22 protein-coding genes are annotated in these 19,450 nt (G+C 69.6%); 17 read left to right on the top strand and 5 right to left on the bottom strand.

Annotated features, from left to right (window positions below):
* The 6 genes from ACPYOG_RS13635 to ACPYOG_RS13610 all read left to right on the top strand — a co-directional run.
* On the top strand, nucleotides 1–564 hold a 564-nt coding region (locus ACPYOG_RS13635), incomplete at its 5' end, for a DEAD/DEAH box helicase (RefSeq protein ID WP_481294732.1).
* Nucleotides 565–662: 98 nt separating this feature from the next.
* Nucleotides 663–1,070: a helix-turn-helix transcriptional regulator gene (locus ACPYOG_RS13630; RefSeq protein ID WP_481294731.1), complete on the top strand. Its 408-nt coding sequence runs from the start codon at nucleotides 663–665 to the stop codon at nucleotides 1,068–1,070.
* Between the two features lie 109 nt (nucleotides 1,071–1,179).
* Nucleotides 1,180–1,602, top strand: coding sequence for a VOC family protein (locus ACPYOG_RS13625; protein WP_481294730.1), 423 nt, complete (start codon nucleotides 1,180–1,182; stop codon nucleotides 1,600–1,602).
* 183 nt (nucleotides 1,603–1,785) lie between these two features.
* On the top strand, nucleotides 1,786–2,733 hold the full coding sequence (locus tag ACPYOG_RS13620) for a MetQ/NlpA family ABC transporter substrate-binding protein (RefSeq protein WP_481294729.1): 948 nt from the start codon (nucleotides 1,786–1,788) through the stop codon (nucleotides 2,731–2,733).
* Nucleotides 2,733–3,776 carry a methionine ABC transporter ATP-binding protein gene (locus ACPYOG_RS13615; protein WP_481294728.1) on the top strand — a complete coding sequence of 348 codons (1,044 nt, stop codon included), beginning with the start codon at nucleotides 2,733–2,735 and terminating at the stop codon, nucleotides 3,774–3,776. The genes ACPYOG_RS13620 and ACPYOG_RS13615 overlap by 1 nt, the downstream gene beginning before the upstream one ends.
* Complete coding sequence (locus tag ACPYOG_RS13610; RefSeq protein ID WP_192629000.1) at nucleotides 3,773–4,432, top strand: methionine ABC transporter permease; 660 nt, start codon at nucleotides 3,773–3,775, stop codon at nucleotides 4,430–4,432. Before ACPYOG_RS13615 ends, ACPYOG_RS13610 begins: the two co-directional genes overlap by 4 nt.
* A 21-nt stretch (nucleotides 4,433–4,453) precedes the next feature.
* Here the strand turns inward: ACPYOG_RS13610 and ACPYOG_RS13605 are convergent, their stop codons facing one another.
* Complete coding sequence (locus tag ACPYOG_RS13605) at nucleotides 4,454–5,722, bottom strand: citrate/2-methylcitrate synthase (RefSeq protein WP_481294727.1); 1,269 nt, start codon at nucleotides 5,720–5,722, stop codon at nucleotides 4,454–4,456.
* A gap of 52 nt (nucleotides 5,723–5,774) precedes the next feature.
* On the opposite strand from ACPYOG_RS13605, the gene ACPYOG_RS13600 reads away from it, so the two are divergent.
* Nucleotides 5,775–6,947: a citrate/2-methylcitrate synthase gene (locus tag ACPYOG_RS13600; protein WP_481294726.1), complete on the top strand. Its 1,173-nt coding sequence runs from the start codon at nucleotides 5,775–5,777 to the stop codon at nucleotides 6,945–6,947.
* 179 nt (nucleotides 6,948–7,126) lie between these two features.
* Here ACPYOG_RS13600 and ACPYOG_RS13595 read toward each other — a convergent pair whose 3' ends face one another.
* A complete protein-coding gene (locus tag ACPYOG_RS13595) occupies nucleotides 7,127–8,677 on the bottom strand; it encodes a bifunctional phosphatase PAP2/diacylglycerol kinase family protein (protein ID WP_481294725.1) in 1,551 nt (516 codons plus the stop codon).
* 73 nt (nucleotides 8,678–8,750) lie between these two features.
* Between ACPYOG_RS13595 and ACPYOG_RS13590 the strand changes: the two genes are divergently transcribed.
* Complete coding sequence (locus ACPYOG_RS13590) at nucleotides 8,751–9,194, top strand: hypothetical protein (RefSeq protein ID WP_481294724.1); 444 nt, start codon at nucleotides 8,751–8,753, stop codon at nucleotides 9,192–9,194.
* A 52-nt stretch (nucleotides 9,195–9,246) separates the two neighbouring features.
* On the opposite strand, the gene ACPYOG_RS13585 is transcribed toward ACPYOG_RS13590, so the two are convergent.
* Nucleotides 9,247–11,712: an ATP-dependent DNA ligase gene (locus tag ACPYOG_RS13585; RefSeq protein ID WP_481294723.1), complete on the bottom strand. Its 2,466-nt coding sequence runs from the start codon at nucleotides 11,710–11,712 to the stop codon at nucleotides 9,247–9,249.
* 75 nt (nucleotides 11,713–11,787) lie between these two features.
* Here ACPYOG_RS13585 and ku point away from each other — a divergent pair, with 75 nt between their 5' ends.
* The 3 genes from ku (at nucleotide 11,788) to ACPYOG_RS13570 (ending at nucleotide 14,889) form a co-directional block, all read left to right on the top strand.
* Nucleotides 11,788–12,759 carry a non-homologous end joining protein Ku gene (gene ku / locus ACPYOG_RS13580; RefSeq protein WP_481294722.1) on the top strand — a complete coding sequence of 324 codons (972 nt, stop codon included), beginning with the start codon at nucleotides 11,788–11,790 and terminating at the stop codon, nucleotides 12,757–12,759.
* Nucleotides 12,756–13,727 (top strand): DNA topoisomerase IB, encoded by a 972-nt coding sequence (locus ACPYOG_RS13575; RefSeq protein WP_481294721.1) that lies wholly within the window; start codon nucleotides 12,756–12,758, stop codon nucleotides 13,725–13,727. The genes ku and ACPYOG_RS13575 overlap by 4 nt, the downstream gene beginning before the upstream one ends.
* 250 nt (nucleotides 13,728–13,977) lie before the next feature.
* Nucleotides 13,978–14,889, top strand: coding sequence for a sigma-70 family RNA polymerase sigma factor (locus ACPYOG_RS13570; RefSeq protein WP_481294720.1), 912 nt, complete (start codon nucleotides 13,978–13,980; stop codon nucleotides 14,887–14,889).
* Between the two features lie 90 nt (nucleotides 14,890–14,979).
* Here the strand turns inward: ACPYOG_RS13570 and ACPYOG_RS13565 are convergent, their stop codons facing one another.
* Both ACPYOG_RS13565 and ACPYOG_RS13560 read right to left on the bottom strand, forming a co-directional pair.
* The gene (locus ACPYOG_RS13565) at nucleotides 14,980–15,321 is read right to left on the bottom strand and encodes a DUF7882 family protein (protein WP_481294719.1); all 342 of its coding nucleotides are present in this window, start codon (nucleotides 15,319–15,321) and stop codon (nucleotides 14,980–14,982) included.
* Nucleotides 15,322–15,379: 58 nt separating this feature from the next.
* Nucleotides 15,380–15,760 (bottom strand): glyoxalase superfamily protein, encoded by a 381-nt coding sequence (locus ACPYOG_RS13560; protein ID WP_481294718.1) that lies wholly within the window; start codon nucleotides 15,758–15,760, stop codon nucleotides 15,380–15,382.
* A gap of 147 nt (nucleotides 15,761–15,907) precedes the next feature.
* On the opposite strand from ACPYOG_RS13560, the gene ACPYOG_RS13555 reads away from it, so the two are divergent.
* The 6 genes from ACPYOG_RS13555 to ACPYOG_RS13530 form a co-directional block, all read left to right on the top strand.
* Nucleotides 15,908–16,855, top strand: a complete 948-nt coding sequence (locus ACPYOG_RS13555; protein WP_481294717.1) for a DnaJ domain-containing protein — start codon at nucleotides 15,908–15,910, stop codon at nucleotides 16,853–16,855.
* Nucleotides 16,856–16,958: 103 nt separating this feature from the next.
* Entirely contained in the window at nucleotides 16,959–17,348 is a 390-nt protein-coding gene (locus ACPYOG_RS13550; protein ID WP_481294716.1) for a VOC family protein, read from the top strand.
* A gap of 69 nt (nucleotides 17,349–17,417) precedes the next feature.
* A complete protein-coding gene (locus tag ACPYOG_RS13545; RefSeq protein WP_481294715.1) occupies nucleotides 17,418–18,245 on the top strand; it encodes a DUF1295 domain-containing protein in 828 nt (275 codons plus the stop codon).
* A 19-nt stretch (nucleotides 18,246–18,264) separates the two neighbouring features.
* Nucleotides 18,265–18,747, top strand: coding sequence for a hypothetical protein (locus ACPYOG_RS13540; protein ID WP_481294714.1), 483 nt, complete (start codon nucleotides 18,265–18,267; stop codon nucleotides 18,745–18,747).
* A gap of 1 nt (nucleotide 18,748) precedes the next feature.
* On the top strand, nucleotides 18,749–19,138 hold the full coding sequence (locus ACPYOG_RS13535) for an RNA-binding S4 domain-containing protein (RefSeq protein ID WP_481294713.1): 390 nt from the start codon (nucleotides 18,749–18,751) through the stop codon (nucleotides 19,136–19,138).
* Nucleotides 19,138–19,450 (top strand): DUF72 domain-containing protein (locus tag ACPYOG_RS13530; RefSeq protein WP_481294712.1); only part of this gene is annotated, 313 nt, incomplete at its 3' end. The genes ACPYOG_RS13535 and ACPYOG_RS13530, both read left to right, overlap by 1 nt.

Genomic DNA, 19,450 nt, shown 5'->3' with positions numbered 1-19,450 from the left:
CTCCGGGCCCATGCGTGCGCGTCGGAGCGTGAGTTGAGCGGGGTGACCCCGGGAGTGCATCCCGTGCCGGTCCTCCACGTGGGAAACTCCACAGCGTCGCCGGAGGAGGCGGAGATCGTCGTCGCCCTCGTGCGCGACCTTCTCGGACGCTCCTGGACCGACCCGGAGACCGGGCGGGACGACGACCCGCTCGGCGAGGACGACGTGATCGTCGTCACGCCGTACAACGCACAGCTCGCCGAGGTGCGGGCCCTCCTCGACGCCGAGGGCTACCGCGGGGTTCGGGTCGGAACGGTCGACAAGTTCCAGGGGCAGGAGGCTGCGGTCGCCATCGTCAGCCTCGCCGCCTCGTCCGCCGTCGATGTGCCGCGCGGGATGTCGTTCCTGCTGATGGAGAACCGGCTCAACGTGGCCATCTCGCGGGCGAAATGGTCCGCCTACCTCGTGCACTCGCCCGAGCTGACGGAGTTCCTGCCGACGACGCCCGCAGGGGTGGGCGAGCTGAGCGCGTTCATCCGCCTCGTCGAGCAGGTGGACCAGCCGGCGGTCGTCGCGGTGGGGTAGCGAGGCACAGTGGGGTGGCAGGCACAGTGGGGTAGCGGGCACAGTGGGGTAGCGGGAGAGGCCTGCCCGGCGCGAGCGGGCGGTGTTACGCTCGGGGCGTGTCACCGGAAGAGCTGCAGACGCTGGCGCACCTGCGCCGGGCCCGGGACCTGATCGACCGCGACTACGCCAAGCCGCTCGACGTCCCGACCATGGCGTCCCGCGCCTACATGTCGCCGTCGCACTTCTCGCGGCAGTTCCGGGCCGCCTACGGCGAGACCCCGTACAGCTATCTCATGACCCGCCGCATCGAGCGGGCGATGGCACTCCTCCGGGGCGGGATGAGCGTCACCGACGCCTGCATGGCCGTCGGCTGTACCTCGCTCGGCTCCTTCAGCTCCAAGTTCAGCGAGGTCGTCGGGATGACGCCGACCGAGTACCGGACCCGCGAGCACGCGGCAGTGCTGGCCATGCCGGACTGCATCGCGAAGGAACGTACCCGTCCGGTCCGGTCGCGGGCCGTCTGAGCGCGGTCGATCGCGTCCGGGTCCGTCCACAGACGGCATCCTTGACCGCTTCTCCACAGAAAGCAGTTTTGGAGAAGCGCCCCTGCTGACCTCTTCCTAGAGTCGAGTCATGACCACTTCACTCCAGTACTCGCAGATCACCGTCCTCGACCCCGAGGAGTCGCTCGCCTTCTACCGCGACGCCCTGGGCCTCGATGTCATCCAGGATGTCACCTCCGGTGACCACCGCTGGATCACGCTCGGTGTCGCCGGCGACGACGGCGCGTCCGTCGTTCTCAGCGACCCGCACGCCGGCCGCTCCCAGGCAGATGGCGACGCGCTGCAGCAGCTCGTCGTCAAGGGCTCCCTCGGCCCGATCGTGTTCCGCACCGACGACCTCGATGCCGCATTCGAGAAGGTGCGGGCAGCCGGCGCCGAAGTGCTCCAGGAGCCGATCGACCAGCCGTGGGGCCCGCGCGACTGTGCCTTCCGCGACCCGTCAGGCAACATGGTCCGGATCCTGCAGGCCGCTCCGGCCGCGCAGAACGCCTGATCGCCGGAGCGCACCCGGCGCGCCGAGATCCTGGCGCGCCGGATCCCCGCGCGCTGCGACCAGGAACGACATCGGTGTCATAGTTCGCAAGATGTTTTGACCCATGTCGCGGGCTCGCGAGAGGCTCGGTGTGCCGCCAACCGTCCGCCGGCACCCCTTCCCCTTCACGAGAGAGGCACAGCCATGTCCGACGCCACCCCACCCACCCCCGCACTTCCGGAGAAGCCGAAGCGCTCACGCGCCGGCTGGTTTGTCGGAATCGGCATCGCCGTCGTCGCCGTCATCGTGGCGGTCGTACTCGTCGTCGTGAACCTCACCGGTTCGGGCAGCGCGACGGCGAAGACCGTCACCGTGAAGATCGGCACGACCGAGGCCTCGTCCCCGTACTGGCCCGTCCTCAAGCAGGAGGCCGCCAAGGAGGGCATCGACATCCAGACCGTGAACTTCCGCGACTACACGCAGGCGAATCCGGCGCTGGCAGACGGACAGATCGACCTCAACCTGTTCCAGCACCTGCAGTTCCTCGCCAACTACGACGTCCAGGCCAAGCAGGACCTGGTCCCGATCGGTTCGACGCTCGTCGTCCCGCTCCCGCTGTACTCGAAGAAGCACGCGAATGTCCAGGACATCCCTCAGGGCGGCACCATCGCCATCCCGAACGATGCCACGAACCAGGCGCGCGCCCTCCTCGTACTGCAGAAGGCGGGCCTCCTGAAGCTGAAGAACGGCGGGAGCACGCTCGCGACTCCGGCTGACATCGAGGCGTCGGCGTCCAAGGTGACGGTGATCCCGGTGGATGCGGCCCAGACGGCGCCTGCGCTCAGCTCCGCGGACGGCGCCATCGTGAACAACAACTTCGCGCTGACCGCCGGCATCGATCCCAAGTCGGCGATCTTCCAGGACGACCCGACGTCGAAGACGGCCGAGCCCTACATCAACGCCTTCGTCGCCCGCGCGAAGGACAAGGACAACGCGACGTACAAGAAGATCGCCGAGCTGTACCACACGAAGGCCGTCACGGATGCGGTCCTCGCGGAGTCCAAGAACACCGCGGTCATCGTCCAGCGCCCCGAATCGGACCTGATCGGCATCCTCGACGGACTGAAGAAGACCATCCAGGCGGCGAAGTAGTGCCGGCGAGCGACGCCGCGGCTCCCATCATCGAGTTCCGCGGCGTCACCAAGAGCTTCGGCTCGGGCGACGCCGCGGTTCCCGCCGTCGACCGACTCGATCTGGAGATCGGACGCGGTGAGATCTTCGGCATCATCGGCTACTCGGGGGCCGGCAAGAGCACGCTGGTGCGACTGATCAACGCGCTGGAGCATCCGACCGCCGGCTCCGTGATCGTCGAGGGCAGGGACCTGACCACGCTCACCGAGCGCGAGCTGCGCCGGGTCCGCGCGGGCATCGGCATGATCTTCCAGCAGTTCAATCTGTTCCGCTCCCGCACCGTGTTCGGCAATGTCGCGTACCCGCTCAAGGTCGCCGGCTGGCCCGCGGACAAGCGCAAGCAGCGGGTCGCCGAACTGCTGGCCTTCGTCGGCCTGACCAAGAAGGCATGGAGCTATCCCGACCAGTTGTCCGGCGGGCAGAAGCAGCGCGTCGGAATCGCCCGGGCACTCGCTACGAACCCCGACATCCTGCTCGCCGACGAGGCGACAAGCGCGCTCGATCCCGAGACGACGTCCGACGTCCTGGCTCTGCTCAAGCGGGTCAACCGCGAGCTCGGCGTCACGATCGTCGTCATCACGCACGAGATGGAAGTGGTCCGCTCCATCGCGGATCGCGTCGCCGTGCTCGACGCCGGGCGCGTGATCGAGTCGGGCAGCGTCTTCCAGGTGTTCTCCGACCCCCAGACCCCGACCGCGCAGCGTTTTGTCGGGACCGTGCTGCGCAACCACCCGGGGGAGGCCGACATCGAGCGCCTGCGCGCCAAGCACGCCGGCCGCATCGTGTCCGCGCGCATCCACGACGACGGCCGGCTCGGCTCGGTGCTGTCGGATGCGGTCGGACGGCACAATGTCCGCTTCGAGATCGTCTACGGCGGCATCTCGGCGCTGCAGGGTCGCTCGTTCGGCAGCCTCACCCTCGAGCTGCTCGGCGAGCCGGGGGACGTGGATGCGCTGATCGCCGACCTCCGCTCGGTGACCGAGGTCGAGGAGGTGGCCGCATGACCGACTGGCCGACCCTGTGGCCCGTGTACCTCCAGTCCATCGGGCAGACGCTCTGGATGGTCGTGGCGACGCTCGTCCTCGGCGGCATCCTGGGCCTCGCCCTCGGCGTCCTCCTCTACACCACCCGCCGCGGCGGGCTGCTGGAGAACCGGGCGTTGTCCGCCGTCCTCAACGTGGTGGTGAACTTCATCCGGCCGATCCCGTTCATCATCTTCATGACCGCGATCGCGCCGCTCACGCAGCTCGTCCTCGGCACGTTCCTGGGAACCCCGGCGGCGATCTTCCCGATGACGATCGCCGCGACGTTCGGCATCTCACGGATCGTGGAGCAGAACCTCGTCACCATCGAGCCGGGAGTCATCGAGGCGGCGCGGGCGATGGGGTCGAGCCCCTGGCGGATCATCACGACCCTGCTCATCCCGGAGGCGCTCGGCCCGCTCATCCTCGGCTATACGTTCATCTTCGTCGCGATCGTGGACCTGTCGGCGATCGCCGGCAGCATCGGAGGCGGTGGCCTCGGCGACTTCGCCATCTCCTACGGCTACCAGCGGTACAACTGGGCGGTCACCTGGATCGCCGTCATCACGATCGTGGTGCTGGTCCAGGCGGCGCAGTTCCTCGGCAACTGGCTGGCGCGCAAGGCGCTGCGCCGCTGACCTCAGCGCCCGCGAGAAGCGTCACGGACCGATGTAGCGCCCGACAGGACGCAGTCGCAGGGGCGGTTGCGAGTACTCGTGGAGGGCGTGCACCACCCAGCCGATCGCGCGCGCGGTGGCGAACACGACCTCGCCGGCGTCGTCTTGCATCCCGAGCGCCAGTGCGAGAGCGCCCAGTGCGAGGTCGACATTGGGTCGCCCTCCGGTCCGGTCTCCGATGACGCCGGACACGGCCTCCACCGCCGCTGAGACGGCGGCGTGCCGTTCGTCCCCGGCGAGCATCCCGAGCAGGATGCGCGCCCGCGGGTCGCCGTCAGGGTAGAGAGGCTGGCCGAAACCCGGAACCGGCCCGTGGGTGCTCACGACCGTGTCGGTGATCGCGCGCGCGGGGTCCTCGCCGCGCGCGACCCGTTCGAGCAGGCGGTACGCGGCACGGCTGGCGTTGCCGTGCAGCGGCGAGTCGAGCGCACCGAGTCCGGCGATGACGACGCCGTAGGGTGTGGCCCGCGCCGAGGCCGCGGCGCGCGCGGCGAGGGTCGACACGGCGATGTCGTGGTCGAGCAGCACCACGAGGGCCGCGTTGAGCAGGGCGACGTCGGCCCGGGATGGTGCCGTGCCGGTCAGGCGGACGAAGAGACGTTGGGCGAGGGCGTCCGGGGTCGCCGTCCGGGATGCCGGCTCGGCAGTCGCCGCAGGAGCGACATCGCTCGTCCGGGGTACCGGGTCGGCGTGGCCGCGCTCGGGCAGGACCTCCACCATCCCGGCGACCAGCCGCTCGGCGGCCGTCGCGACCACGCCCGGATCGACGGAGGCGCGCAGCGGGTCCGCCGCCGCGAACGCGCTGACCGCGACGAGCTGGCGATCGCGGTCGCCGGCGGAGGCCGGGAGTGCGTCCGCCAGGACGCGCGCCACCTCGATTCCCGCACCCGGAGTGAACCGTGCCGCCGCATCCCATTCGCCGGTGAGGGCCCAGCGCGCGACCGTCTCGAAGCTCTCGCCCGTGAGCTCGGCGACCGGCCGGCCCCGGTAGGCGAGCTCGCCGTCCTCGATCAGCGCGAAGCTCGTCTCGATGACCATGAGCGGACGGCCTTCCGAGTGGACCGTCCCGGTCACCGTGCGACGGCGCCTCCCCGCGGCGAACCGTTCGACCTCGAGCGGGTCGAAGCTGGATCCGTCCGCGTTGCGCTCGCGGCTGAGTCGGCCCCGCGCGACGTAGGCGTACAGGGTCTCCAGCTTGACGCCGAGGCGCTCGGCAGTCTGTTCGGCGGTCAGACGCGGCAGCGCATCCATATTGATCCGATCAACGTTGACGAGGTGTTGTATCCACGCTCACACTACCGGTATGGACAGGATGGACGACACCCTCATCGATGTGCCCCGCGGGCTCACCAACGTGGTCGCAGCGAGGACCGAACTGGGCGATGTGCGCGGGCACGAGGGCTTTTACCACTACCGGCAGTATTCGGCCGTCGACCTCGCACGCGAGCGGACCTTCGAGGAGGCGTGGCACCTGCTCCTCTTCGGCGGCCTGCCGTCGGCCGACGAGCTGGAAACGTTCCGCGCCCGCATTCGCGCCTCGCGCGGCATTCCCGCGGACGTCACCGCTATGCTCCCGGCGATAGCGCGCCTGACAGCGGAGGGGGACGCGCTCGCCGGCCTCCGCATGGCCCTTGCCGCCGTCGCCGCCGCGGATCACGCGCATCCGCTCTACGACGAGGGACCCGATCGGCGCCTCGACGACGCGATCCGGGTCGCCGCCGTGACGCCCGTGCTGCTCGCGTCCCTGCACGCGCTCGCGGATGGGCGGGAACCGCTGCCGCCGCGCGACGATCTCGGACACGTCGCCGGCTACCTCTACCTGGTGACCGGCCGGGTGCCGACGCCGCAGCAGGAGCACGCGCTGAGCGCCTACATGACCGCGGCGATCGACCACGGCTTCAACGCATCCACGTTCACCGCCCGCGTCATCGCCTCGACCGGCGCCGACCTGTCCTCGGCGGTCGTGGGCGCTCTGGGCGCCCTCGCGGGTCCGCTGCACGGAGGCGCCCCCAGCCGGGCGTTGGACACCCTGGATGAGATCGGCACGCCGGACCGGACGGACGAGTGGGTGCGGCGGACGCTCGCCGACGGTGGCCGGGTCATGGGGTTCGGCCACGCGGTGTACAGGACCGAGGACCCGCGCTCGCGGATGCTGCGCGAGTTCGCGCAGGGGTTCGGGGGACCGCGCGTGGACTTCGCCGTCCAGGTCGAGCGGAGGGTGCAGGAACTCCTGGCCGAGCTGAAACCGGGGCGCGAGCTGCACACGAACGTGGAGTTCTACGCCGGCGTCGTGATGGAACTCTGCGGCATCCCTCGCTCCCTGTTCACGCCGACGTTCGCGGCGGCCCGTGTGGTCGGATGGACGGCGCACATCCTCGAGCAGGCGGCCGACGGCAAGATCCTGCGCCCGTCGTCCCGCTACGTGGGCCCCGCCGCGCCCGAACCGCTGCCGGCGCGCCTGCCGCTCGCCTCCTGACCGGGCGTCCTCGATGACGCCGGGGCGACATTCGTGACGAATGTTCCCCTCGGCGCGGTTGGGGGCGACATTCGTGACGAATGTTCCCCTCGGCGCGGTTGGGGGCGACATTCGTGACGAATGTTCTCCTGGAGGCGGTTGGGGGCGACATTCGTGACGAATGTTCCCCTGGTGCGCGACTATGCGCGCGGCGAGTACACGCGCAATGCGCCCGGCCGGATGCGGACCGTGATTCGCTTCGGCTCGCCCGGCGTCGCGGTCGACGCCTCGCCGTCGTGCGCGTACCCGGGGTCCTCGCCGTGGGCCGCGATGGTGATCTCCGGCACGGTCCGCGCCTCCAGCGCCGGCGGCCCCTGCAGGAACGGCAGGCGGGCGACCAAGGCGTCGGTCCGACCGCCGAAGGCCAGCGCGACCGCGCCCCGCGTCCGCGGGCGTCCGCCGGCGAACAGGATGCGCACATCCAGCAGGTGGTCGTCGAGTCGTCGGCGCTCGATCGGCGCGACCGCGACCGGGTAGTACCGGTCGACGCCGACGAAGACCGACCAGACCTGCCTGCGCTCTCCGTCGATCTCCACCTCGAGCGGGCTGCTGCGCCGGACCACCCGGATGGCGGCGACGAGTGCCGCGATCGGCTTGCCCAGCCGTTTCTCGTGCTTTTCGCGCTCCTCGACGAAGGAGGGATAGATCCCCACCGAGGCCGTGTTGAGCACCGTGCGGGTCTCGCCGTCGGCGAAGCCGAGGTCCGCGACGTCGACCTCCCGTCCGCTGCCGGCGGCGAGAGCGCCGAGTGCCGCATCGACCGAGTCGAGCAGGGTCGCCTTGGCGAAGTGGTTGAACGTTCCGCCGGGAAGCACGAGCAGCGGGAGACCGGCGGCGCGCGCCTCCTGCGCGACGGCGGCGACCGTCCCATCCCCTCCGTACACGCCGAGCACGGTGGGCGGCGACGCGGAGCCGAGCTCCCTCTGGATGACGGCAGAGACAGCCTCGCCGTCGCTCAGCTCGTGGATGCGCGCCTGAGGCAGCCGCTCGCGAAGCAGCGGACCCGGGGCCGGCCGGATGAGACCGCGTCCGGACGTGGAGTTCACCACGAGGAAGACGCCGTCGCCGGTTTCCGTGGCGGGCAGTTCGACCATCCGGGCGGTCGGGGGATCGCGCCGCACGACGGGCTTCACGGCGGGTGCGACCGCCCGCAGAGCCAGGGCTGCGCCTGCTCCGATGGCGGCGCCTCCCGCGACATCCGACATCCAGTGCGCGCCGGTGTGCAGGCGGGAGTAGCCGACGCCTGCGGCGACCGGCGCGAGTGCGGCTCCTGCGGCCGGCCACTCCAGGGCGACGCCGGTGGCGAAGGCGGCGGCGCTCGCCGTATGGCCCGAGGGGAACGACGGCGAGGTGGGGGAACGTTCGAGGCGGCGGGCGATCGGGATGGACGTGTGCGCCGGGCGGTCGCCGCCGATCAGCCGCTTGCCGATCACGTTGGCCGAGAGACTCGCGAGGCCGAGGGACGCGAGCCCGCGCACGGCGGCTCGCGGACGCCCCAGGACCAGCAGCGCGGCGGCTACGGCGAACCAGAGCTTGCCGTGGTTGGCGGCCCGGGTCATGCCGCGCCAGAACCCGTCGGACGCAGCCCCCGTGGTGCGGGCGTTGATGCGTGCGGCGACCCGCGCATCCATTCGTTTCAGGCGGGCGGGGAGCGGGATGCGCCGGTGCGGTCGATGACGGGAGGCGGCCATGTCGTCAATGTACGCCGACGCGCACGGGGGCCGGCCGCCCACGCTTGCCCGCACGGGCGATAGGATCGACGGCGTGAGCACGCACGTCATCTCCCAGCCCAACGATCCCCAGGCCGTCGTCCCCGGCAGCGACGAGCACGGCTCGCTCGTCCGCAGCCTCAGCACGACCCTGCCGAGCGCTCTCGGCAACCTGCTCGCCACCATCGTGGTGCTGGTGTCGCTCGTGCTCGGGATCTGGAGCCTCGTGGCGACCTGGTCCGGCCACGCCGGCTCCTTCCTCCCCTTCTTCCAGGTCACCGTCGCGGCGACCGTCGTGTCGTTGAACGCGCTGTACGCGCGGCGCACCTTCAGCTACGTGATCACGCTCATCGGCGCGATCCTCTGGCTCTGGGTCTCCGTGATGCCGCTCCTGCCGTTCTTCCAGGTGCTGCTGCAGGCCATCACCGTGGTGATCCTGCTGGGCGGCGTGGTGTTCTCGACCGCGGCCGTGCGCCTCAGCAAGCAGCCCCGGTTCTGACCGGCGCGGGCGAGGTCGCCGGGCGAGACCGCCCCGCGAGGACGCCCCGCGCTCAGCTCTCCCGCACCACCTGATCGGCGCGCTTGTCCGGGCGAAGTCCTCGCCACGACGGCTGGCGCAGCCTCCCGGGCCCCGTCCACTCGGCGAACTCCACCTCGCCGACGAGCTCCGGCCGCACCCAGTGCGCGCCGCGCGCATCCGCCGTCGGCACGCCCTCCATCGGGCTGTTCTTCACCGCGTACTCGCCCAGCTTGGCCAGTAGGTCGTCCAGCACCCGGTCGGTGAACCCGGTCCCGACTTTGCCGACATAGCGGAGCGTGTAGCCGTCCGGGATCCCGAGCAGGAGGGCGCCGATGGTGTTCGCGCGGCGGCCGTTGCCCGGAGTCCAGCCGCCGATGACCACCTCCTGCGTCTGGTGGTGCTTGATCTTGATCCACGCCCTACTGCGTCGCCCCACGGAATACGTGCTGTCCCGGCGCTTCGCCATCACGCCTTCGAGCCCCAGTTGCCTGCTGGACTCGATCGCGTGATCGAGGTCGCCGTCGAACGCGGGAGGCACCTGGACCGGGTCGTTGGAGCCCGGCCGCAGAAGGTCGAGGAGCAGCTCCCTGCGCGCGTCGTACGGGTCACGGGTGTGCTTCCGCCCATCCACTTCGAGCACGTCGAACACGAGGTAGTGCGCGGGCGCCCGCTTGAGCGCGGATTGTACGTCGCCCGGCTGGGTCAGGCCCATCCGCGTCTGCAGCAGGCCGAAGTCGGGCCGCCCCTGCGGGTTGAGGGTGACGATCTCCCCGTCGAGGACGAGGTCGTGCGAGCCGGCGAGGTCGACGAGCCCGCCGAGGTCGGGATAGGTCCCGGTCACGTCGTTCCCGTTGCGCGTGGTGAGGCGGAGCCTGCCCCGGCGCACCTCGGCGACGGCGCGGATGCCGTCCCACTTCATCTCGAACGCCCAGTCGCCTTCGTCGGTCACGTCCGCCTCCGAGCCCAGCGTGGCGAGCATGGGGGAGACCGGGTCGCCTGTGATCGCGGGCCCCGGCGTCTGCGGTTCGGATGCGCGGGATGGCGTGGATGCGCGGGACGCGGGCGATACTGCCGCTCGATCCCCGCCGTCCGCCTCCGTCTTCATCAGGTGGATGAGCCAGTTCTTCTCGTCGCCGTCGCGTCCCGTGCGGATCAGCGCGAACTTCCTCGGCGCCCCGCCGAGCCCGCCGTCGGGCTGACCGTGGAGCGTCGCGATCACCTCGTCGTCGCGCCACTTCTCCAGTTCGTACTCGCCGTGGTCCCAGATGTCGACATGGCCTGCGCCGTACTCGCCGTGCGGGATGTCGCCGGCGAAACTCCCATACTCCAGCGGATGGTCCTCGGTGTGGACCGCGAGGTGGTTCTGCTTCGTATCGGTGGGGGTGCCTTTGGGTAGGGCCCAGCTGACCAGCACGCCGTCGTTCTCCAGCCGGAAGTCCCAGTGCAGCCGGCGGGCGTGGTGCTCCTGGATGACGAACGAGCGTCCCTCGCCGGCGTCCGGCCGGTCCTCGGGCACGGGTTCGGGAGTCCTGCTCGCGTCGCGCATCGAGCGGTAGGTGGCCAGCCGATCGGGTTTGGACGCATGTCCGGCGTGCCCGCCGTGGCCGGCGTACAACTCGGCCAGCGGGTCGCCGCGCCGCTTCAGCCGCTCCATCACCTCCCGGTACTCGAGGTTTCGCAGGTCCTTGGATGCGAGCTCCCGCCACGTCCGGGGGGCTGCGACCGTGGGCTGGAAGCGACCGCGCAGCGAGTACGGCGCGATCGTGGTCTTCGCACCGTTGTTCTGGCTCCAGTCGACGAGCACCTTGCCGGCGCGCAGGGACTTCTTCATGTCGCTGACGATGAGATCGGGATGGTCCGCCTCCAGCGCGCGCGCCAGTTCGTGCGCGACCGCCGAGATCTGGTCGCTGGTCTGCGAGCCGTCGAGCGCCGCATAGAGGTGGATTCCCTTGGACCCGGAGGTGACCGGCATCGGGTTCAGCCCCATGTCGGTGAGGATGGCGCGGGCCAGCCGGGCGACCTCGGCGCACTCCGTGAGCTGCACGCCCTCGCCGGGATCGAGATCGAGCACCAGCCGGTCCGGATTCTGCCGTTCCCCGCCCGGCGCCACCTTCCACTGCGGCACGTGGATCTCGAGCGAGGCGATCTGTGCCAGCCAGATCAGCGTGGCCCGGTCATTCACCAGCGGGTACGTCTTCGGACCGGACGAGTGCTGGATCGTCGCCTGCCGCACCCACTCGGGCGTGGAGGCCGGGTCGAGGTCCTTCTGGAAGAACACCGAGCCGGGGTCGTCGGGGGTCCCCACCCCGTGCACCCACCGTTTCCGGGTGGCGATCCGGTCGCGGACGTACGGGATCATCGCGTCGGCAACGGCGTTGTAGTACCCGAAGATGTCCGCTTTCGTCGTCCCGGTCTCCGGGTACATGACCTTGTCGAGGTTGGTCAGCTTCAGGCGACGGCCGTCGATCTCGACGACCTCGGTGTCATGCGCGGCCATGCCATCACCGTAAGCCCTCCGTGCATTCCCTGGTCACTCCTTGAAAATGAGCGCATCCCCGGACACGATGGGCACATGAGGGCCATTTGGACGGGCGCCATCACCTTCGGGCTCGTGAACGTGCCGGTGAAGGTGTACAGCGCAACCGAGGATCACGACGTCCCGCTGCACCAGGTGCACGACGCGGACGGCGGCCGCATCCGCTATCAGCGCCGCTGCGAGATCGACGGCAAGGTCATCCCGTACGAGCACATCGTGACGGCCTACGACGACGGGGAGCGCACCGTGATCCTCTCCGCCGAGGACCTCGCCTCGCTGCCGGCGGAGCGGAGCCGCGAGATCGACGTCGTCGAGTTCGTGCCGAACGACCAGCTCGACCCTCTCATGTTCGATCGCAGCTACTACCTGGAGCCGGACTCGAAGTCCCTCAAGGCGTACGCGCTGCTGCGCAAGACGCTCGAGGATGAGGAGCGCACGGCCATCGTGGAGTTCGCCCTCCGCCAGAAGACCCGGCTCGGCGCGCTGCGCGTCCGGGGCAACGTGCTGGTGCTGCAGACGCTGCTGTGGCACGACGAGATCCGCGCGGCCGACTTCCCTGCCCTGGAGCAGTCGCCGCGCGTCACCGATCGCGAACTGCAGCTCTCGAGCGCCCTGATGGAGAGCTTCGCCGGCGACTTCGAACCCGAGAAGTTCAGCGACGAGTACCAGGAGGAGCTCCGCAAGCTCATCGATGCGAAGCTCGAGCAGGGCGAGAGCGTGGACACCGCGGCCACCTTCGGTGAGGAGCCGGAGAAGAAGGGCGGAGGCGAGGTCATCGATCTGATGGAGGCGCTGCAGCGCAGCGTGGAGCGGAGCCGTTCGTCGAAGTCGGGCTCGTCGGGCGCGGAGAAGAAGCCGGCCGCCAAGTCCACGGCGTCGAAGTCCACCGCGTCCAAGTCCACGGCGTCCAAGTCGACCGCCGCGAAGTCGACCGCATCCACGTCGGCCGCGTCCGCCTCCACCGCGCGGAAGGCGGCGCCCAAGAAGTCCGCGAAGAAGCCTGCGTGACGCGCCTGCGGCGCAGCAACCCGTCCGGACCCGGCTACCACCGCAGGATCACCGACGCAGGTCCGGTCTACGAGGACGAAGCGGGCAACAGGATCGTCGATGAACGCGAACTGGAGCGCATCCGCTCGCTCGTCATCCCTCCCGCGTGGAAGGACGTGTGGATCTCGCCCGACGCCCGCGGGCACATCCAGGCCGTTGGCACCGACCAGGCGGGCCGCCGGCAGTACCGCTACCACGACGCCTGGCGGCTGCATCAGGACCGCCTCAAGTTCGATCGGGCGGCACTGCTGGCGGAGACACTGCCGTCGGCGCGCCGGAAGGTGACGATGGACCTGCGGGAGGAGGGGTTCGGACGGGACCGCATCCTGGCCGCGGCGTTCCGCATCATCGACTTGGGCAGCGTCCGGATCGGCAGCGAGGAGTACCTGCACGCGAACGGCAGCCGGGGACTGACGACGCTGCTCTGCCGGCACGCCCGCATCGACGCGGACGAGATCACCCTGACCTTCCCCGCCAAGTCGGCGCAGAAGTGGACCAGCACGATCACAGATCCGGACCTGGCGGAGCTTCTGCGTCAGATCCAGGCGCTGCGCGGGCCCCGGTCGCGCCTGCTGTCCTGGAAGAACTCGACCTGGCACACCATCCGTCCGGCCTCCCTCAACGAGTACATCCGCCGGCAGACGCGCGGGGAGTTCACGGCGAAGGACTTCCGGACGCTGCACGGCACGATCGTCGCGGCGCAGGCGCTCGCCGAACTCGGCGTCGCAGGCACCGACGGGCAGCGGAAGAAGCGGATCGTCACCGCGGTCAACGAGGCCGCTGCAGCCCTGGGCAACACACCGGCGATCGCGCGCAACAGCTACATCGATCCGCGTGTCTTCGACCGCTACCGCAACGGCGAGGTCATCGACATCTCGGGTGGCCGTGCGCCCGAGCCGGCCTTGCTGGAGCTTCTCTCTGCGAGCTGACGGCGAACCGACGGCCACCGTCACATCCGAACAACCTGTGTATTTTGTGGCGACACTTGACAAATCGCCTGGGGCACCCTACCTCAGACGACTAGCGTACCCCGGCTTCCAGTGTCAACCCCTTGTCGGGGGACAGGGTGTGCTGCCTATCGTTGTTCACGACCTCCTCTCCGTGAGGGGCTGAGGCCGCAGGAGTGAGAGCACCAACGATGGCTGTGCCCGTATGAAGACGGGCTGATGGGATGACACGATGACTACTCTCGAAGTGACCAATGACCCGGTCAGGGACTACCTGAACTCGATCGGGCGGACGCGTCTGCTGACGGCCGACGAAGAAGTGGCTCTGGCCAAGAGGATCGAAGTGGGAGTGCTCGCCGGTGAGCGTCTCTCGATCCGTCCCAACCTGACCCCCCGTGAGAAGCGCGAACTGCAGTACCTGGCCGACGATGGCAAGCGTGCGTTCGAGCGCTTCATCGAGGCCAACCTGCGCCTGGTGGTCAGCATCGCCAAGCGCTACGCCGGCCGCGGCCTTCCGGTGATGGACCTGATCCAGGAGGGCAACCTGGGGTTGGTGCGCGCGGTGGAGAAGTTCGATTACCGCACAGGCAACAAGTTCTCCACGTACGCCACCTGGTGGATCCGCCAGTCGATCCTCCGGGGGATCGCGGACACCGCGCGGCTGATCCGCATCCCCGTGCACACGGTCGAGAAGATCGACAAGCTGGACCGCATCCGGCGCGACCTGGGCGGCGAGCTCGGCCGCACCCCCACGCTGGAGGAGATGGCCGAGGCGTCGAACCTCGACCCGGCGGAAGTCCACAAGCTGCAGATGAGCGACTCCGAGACGGTGTCGCTGGCGGTTCCCGTGGGCGAGAACGAGGGCGCGGAGCTGGGCGATCTGATCGAGGACGGCGACTTCGCCGGGCCGCCGGAAGCGGTCGAGGTGGAGTTCCGTCACCGCGATCTGGAGGATCGCCTCCGGGAGCTGCCGCCGCGCGACGCCAAGGTGGTGCGCATGCGCTTCGGCCTCGACGGACAGAAGCCGATGACTCTGGATGAGGTCGGCGAGGTCTACGGGATCACCCGCGAGCGGGTCCGCCAGCTGGAGACCCGCAGCCTCAAGCGTCTCCGCTGCCCTGAGTTGCTCGAGTACCTGCGCTGAGGCGCTGACGACGAGGACCTCGCACCCAACGGTGCGGGGTCCTTTTCGTTGCGTCCGATCGTTGCCGCGCGGCTACCGCTGCGGCTGCGCTCAGCGGCCGGGAGGCGAGTCCGCATCCACCTCGTCGGCACCGAGCGCACCGATCTCCTCGGTCAGCTGCAGGCCCTGCGCGCTGTTGGAGGACATGGTGAGCTGCTCGAGCCACGTCTTGTTGATGCGCGGATGACGCCCGCCGCTGTAACGGAACAGCAGTGGAATGGCCGGGTCGATCCAGATCGCGCTGCGTCCGTCCCCGACGCCCTGCTCATCTCGCCACGAGAAGAAGAAGCCTTCTTTGCGTCGGAGCTTCAACCCGATCACGATCTGCAGGTGCGCAAGGACGCGGTCCTCGAAACCGATCTCCGTGGTTCCCCCATAGATGAGCTTGCCCATTCCAGCAACGTACAGGACGTTCGGTCTGTCGAGCCATCCGGCCGGGCATGGATGTTCGCTAGGGCCGGGGCGGCAGCTCCTGCAGGCTCCACGCATTGCCGTCCGGGTCCGTGAATTCGACGAAACGTCCCCACGCGAGCTCGGCCACGCCGCGCGCCTCCACGCCGTGCTCGGTCAGGTGCGCGAGTGCGTCGTCCGCGTTCGGGACCACGATCTGCAGGCCTTTCATGGTGCCGGGCGTCATGTCCGTGATGCCTTGCCCGATCGCGATCGAGCAGGCCGATCCGGGAGGCGTGATCTGGACGAAGCGGAGCTCGGGCGAGACCCGCTGGTCGTGGTCGGCGTTCCAGCCCAGCGCATCCACATAGAAGGCTTTCGCACGTTCGACGTCGGTGACGGGGACGGTGATGAGCTCGACGCGCCAGTCGCTGATGGTCATGATGTTCCACCTTTCGTGTTCGGTTGCTTCGAGCATAGGGAGGCATGCGGTCAGTTTCCGGCCGCAATTCGAATTGGGCCATTTTTGTGGATAAGCACGCTACTGTCAGAAATCCGACCACCGTGTACCGAAAGCGAACACCGAGCGATGAGCGATTCTCCGGCCTCGCCCAGCCCGTATGAGGTGCTCGGCGTCCGCTCGGACGTCAGCCACGACGACCTTCGTCGCGCCTACCGCCGGCTCCTGCGCGAAACCCACCCCGACACGGGAGGGACCGCCGCGGCGTTCCAGGCGGTCCAGCAGGCCTGGGAGCTCGTCGGCGACCCGGACGACCGTGCCCGCTACGACCGCGGCGAGAGCATCACGGTGGATGCCGTCTCCGGCGAGTCGGCCTCCGGCGGCTTCAGCGCGACCTTCCACGCAGGACGCCCGTCGCAACGGGGTGCGAACGTCCGCGCACGCAGCTACGGACATCCCGGCGGCCGCTCCCGCGAGCGCTTCCTCACTCTGATGCGCGAGTGGATGGGGCGTGGCACCGACGACCGGGACCCGTACGATCCGGGGCTCGTGCGGTCGGCTCCCCGCGAGATCCGCCAGCTGCTCGCCGTCGCCCTCGCCGAGGAGGCGACGGCCCGCGCGGTCACCGGGCTCGGGATCGGCTTCACGCTCTGGAACGACGTGGCGGTCCATCCGTCCTCCGCTGAGAAGCTGGACCACATCGTGCTCGGGCCGGCCGGGCTCTTCGCCATCCGCTCGGCCGACTGGGGCGGGCCCGTCAAACTCGCCAAGGGCGAGGTCGTCGGGGAGGGCATAGCGCCCGGCGATGCGCCGTTCCACGACCTGTACCACTCGGCCAGGACCTTCGGACGACGGGCGGGGGTCCGCTTCACCGGATACATCGTCGTGGTGCCTGACGGCGACCTGGAGCTCCCGTTCGACGTGGTGCGCCGGGGCCGGCTGGCCGGTTCGATGCTGGTGCGCCGCTCCCTTCTGCCCCGCGTGCTGCGCGACGGTGCGAACGCCGCCGGCCGGGAGAGCGTCGACCGTGCGTTCGAGCTGCGCACCCGGTTGCAGGAGGCCGTGCGCTTCGTTTGAGCGCGCGAGGGGTTCCTCCCGGTCCTCCTCCACAGAACCCCGTTGTCCACAGCTTCGGATTCCCTATAGACACGGCTCGACGGTCACGAGCAGAGTGGACGCTATGGTCACCCCACTCGATATCTTCTCCGGCTTCAGCGTGGATGACGTCCCCGCCGCCAAGTCCTTCTACGCCGACACCCTCGGCCTCACGGTGTCCGACGGCCCCATGGGCAACCTCGACCTCGAGCTGCCCTCCGGCGGTCACGTCTTCGTCTACCCGAAGGCCGACCATGTCCCGGCGACGTTCACCATCCTGAACCTGGTCGTCGCCGACATCGATGAGGCGGTCGACGACCTCAACGCGAAGGGTGTGGTCACGCGGATCTATGACGATCCCTCGCTGCCGACCGACGAGAAGGGGATCGCCCGCGGCCGCTCGGCGGATCGCGGGCCCGACATCGCCTGGTTCCGCGACCCGGCGGGGAACGTGCTCTCGGTGCTGCAGCCCTGACGGGGCGCGGCGAGCCTCCAGAAGGATTCCGGCGCTCCCGGCGGCCATCCGGGGTTCTAGGATGTGCACGTGGAGCCCTTCGTCGTCTGCCTCTGGATCCTCGTCGCGGCCTGCATCCTCACCTGGGTGTTGTCCCTCGTCACCGGCGAGCACTCCTGGGTGGACCGCATCTGGTCGATCATCCCGGTCGTCTACGTGTGGGTCTTCGCCCTCGCGGCGGGCCTGGGCAACCCGCGCCTCACCCTCATGGCCGTGCTCGTCACCTTCTGGGGTGCGCGGCTGACGTTCAACTTCGCGCGCAAGGGCGGCTACGCGCCGGGCGGCGAGGACTACCGCTGGCAGGTGCTTCGTGCACGGATGACCCCCGGGGCCTTCCACGCGTTCAACCTGTTCTTCATCGTGATCTACCAGAACGTGCTGCTCCTCCTCATCGCGCTGCCCGCCTGGACCGCGTATCAGCACCGGGCGCCGCTCGACCCGTCGGATGTGGTGCTGGCCGCGGTCTTCCTGGCGTTCCTGACCGGCGAGACGATCGCCGACCAGCAGCAGTGGCGCTTCCACCAATGGAAGAAGGCCGAGACGGCGGCCGGCAGGATGCCGTCGCCCCGCTTCCTGCAATCGGGACTGTTCCGCTTCTCCCGTCACCCGAACTTCTTCTTCGAGCAGGCCCAGTGGTGGGTGCTGTTCCTGTTCGGCTGCGTCGCCGCGGGATCCGTCCTGCAGTGGACGGTCATCGGCCCGCTGCTGCTGACCGGGCTGTTCATCGGCTCGACCGTCTTCACGGAGAGCATCACGCGCTCCCGCTACCCGGAGTACGCCCAGTACCAGGCGCGCACGTCGCCCGTCGTGCCGTGGTTCCCGCGGCACGCGACGGCCGAGCCGACCCATTCCGGCTGAGCCGGGCTACGGTGGAAGCATGTCGTGCATCCGGTTCAACACTCCCGCACAGCGACGAGCCATGCGGGATCATCGGCCGGCGATGCTCTCCGCGGAGGAGGCCGCCGCGCTCCATCCGGCACCCGAGGTGACCGAGAGCAAGGTGCGCCGCCTCCGGCTGCTCGCCGCCGATCCCAACCCGAAGATCCGGGAGGCGGTCGCCAGCAGTTACCACACGCCGGCGGACGTCATCGCGGCGCTGGCGAAGGACCCGGACGACGGCGTCCGCGGCTGCGTGGCCAAGAACGAGGCGACGCCCTGCGATCTCCTGCGGGAGCTCGCCGACGACCGCTCCGAGACGGTGCGCGGGTGGGTCGCCGTCAACTACTTCGTTCCGGCGGATGTGATGGAGAAGCTCGCCTCCGACCGCAGCCGCACCGTGCGCAGCCTGGTGAAGTGGAAGGCGTCGCTGGCCGCAGAGGACCAGGCGGCGAACGGGAACGCCGCATCCGCGGTGGTCTGACATGCCCGGCACGACCCAGCAGGCGGGACCCACCAGCGTCCGGGTCGACTCCTGGTCCTGGGCGGTCCGGCTGTTCAAGACGCGATCTGCAGCGTCCGACGCCTGCAAGGCCGGGCACCTGAAGGTGAACGGCGACCGCGCCAAGCCCGCGCAGCCGGTCAAGGTGGGGGATGAGGTGCGCGCCTTCGCCGGAGGTGTCGAGCACATCTACATCGCGCGGCGCCTCATCACGAAGCGCGTCTCCGCAGCCGTGGCCGCCGACTGCTTCGAGGACCGCACCCCGCCGCCTCCACCCCGGACCGAGACTCCCGCGACGGTCGTGCGCGAACGCGGAGCGGGCCGGCCGACCAAACGGGAGCGCCGGCTGCTGGAACAGCTGCGGGGCCGCTGATGGCGCTCGCGCGCATCGGCATCTCGGGCTGGACCTACGCACCATGGCGTGGCGTCTTCTACCCGCCGAAGCTGCCCCACCGGAGGGAGCTGGAGTACGCCTCAGATCGGCTCGACTCGATCGAGATCAACGGCAGCTTCTACTCGCTGCAGCGGCCGACCAGCTACCGGATGTGGGCCGAGCTCACACCCGCGGAGTTCGTCTTCTCGGTCAAAGGCGGCCGCTACATCACGCACATCCTCCGCCTGAAGAACGCGCGAACGGCCGTCGCCAACTTCTTCGCGTCCGGCGTGCTGGCCCTCGGTCCGAAAC

This window comes from Leifsonia sp. HAY1-4F (genome assembly GCF_056755275.1).
The sequence above is the reverse complement of the archived record's forward strand: the minus strand, read 5'-3'. Positions and strand labels throughout refer to the sequence as shown.

What these genes read in the sequence shown, in the direction of transcription:
- ACPYOG_RS13620 (WP_481294729.1), top strand. Translation starts at nt 1,786, where the DNA reads ATGTCCGACGCCACCCCACCCACCCCCGCACTTCCGGAGAAGCCGAAG.
- ACPYOG_RS13600 (WP_481294726.1), top strand. Translation starts at nt 5,775, where the DNA reads ATGGACAGGATGGACGACACCCTCATCGATGTGCCCCGCGGGCTCACC.
- ACPYOG_RS13550 (WP_481294716.1), top strand. Translation starts at nt 16,959, where the DNA reads ATGGTCACCCCACTCGATATCTTCTCCGGCTTCAGCGTGGATGACGTC.
- ACPYOG_RS13535 (WP_481294713.1), top strand. Translation starts at nt 18,749, where the DNA reads ATGCCCGGCACGACCCAGCAGGCGGGACCCACCAGCGTCCGGGTCGAC.
- ACPYOG_RS13585 (WP_481294723.1), bottom strand. Translation starts at nt 11,712, where the DNA reads ATGGCCGCGCATGACACCGAGGTCGTCGAGATCGACGGCCGTCGCCTG.
- ku (WP_481294722.1), top strand. Translation starts at nt 11,788, where the DNA reads ATGAGGGCCATTTGGACGGGCGCCATCACCTTCGGGCTCGTGAACGTG.
- ACPYOG_RS13555 (WP_481294717.1), top strand. Translation starts at nt 15,908, where the DNA reads ATGAGCGATTCTCCGGCCTCGCCCAGCCCGTATGAGGTGCTCGGCGTC.
- ACPYOG_RS13560 (WP_481294718.1), bottom strand. Translation starts at nt 15,760, where the DNA reads ATGACCATCAGCGACTGGCGCGTCGAGCTCATCACCGTCCCCGTCACC.
- ACPYOG_RS13565 (WP_481294719.1), bottom strand. Translation starts at nt 15,321, where the DNA reads ATGGGCAAGCTCATCTATGGGGGAACCACGGAGATCGGTTTCGAGGAC.
- ACPYOG_RS13595 (WP_481294725.1), bottom strand. Translation starts at nt 8,677, where the DNA reads ATGGCCGCCTCCCGTCATCGACCGCACCGGCGCATCCCGCTCCCCGCC.
- ACPYOG_RS13570 (WP_481294720.1), top strand. Translation starts at nt 13,978, where the DNA reads ATGACTACTCTCGAAGTGACCAATGACCCGGTCAGGGACTACCTGAAC.
- ACPYOG_RS13540 (WP_481294714.1), top strand. Translation starts at nt 18,265, where the DNA reads ATGTCGTGCATCCGGTTCAACACTCCCGCACAGCGACGAGCCATGCGG.
- ACPYOG_RS13610 (WP_192629000.1), top strand. Translation starts at nt 3,773, where the DNA reads ATGACCGACTGGCCGACCCTGTGGCCCGTGTACCTCCAGTCCATCGGG.
- ACPYOG_RS13605 (WP_481294727.1), bottom strand. Translation starts at nt 5,722, where the DNA reads ATGGATGCGCTGCCGCGTCTGACCGCCGAACAGACTGCCGAGCGCCTC.
- ACPYOG_RS13625 (WP_481294730.1), top strand. Translation starts at nt 1,180, where the DNA reads ATGACCACTTCACTCCAGTACTCGCAGATCACCGTCCTCGACCCCGAG.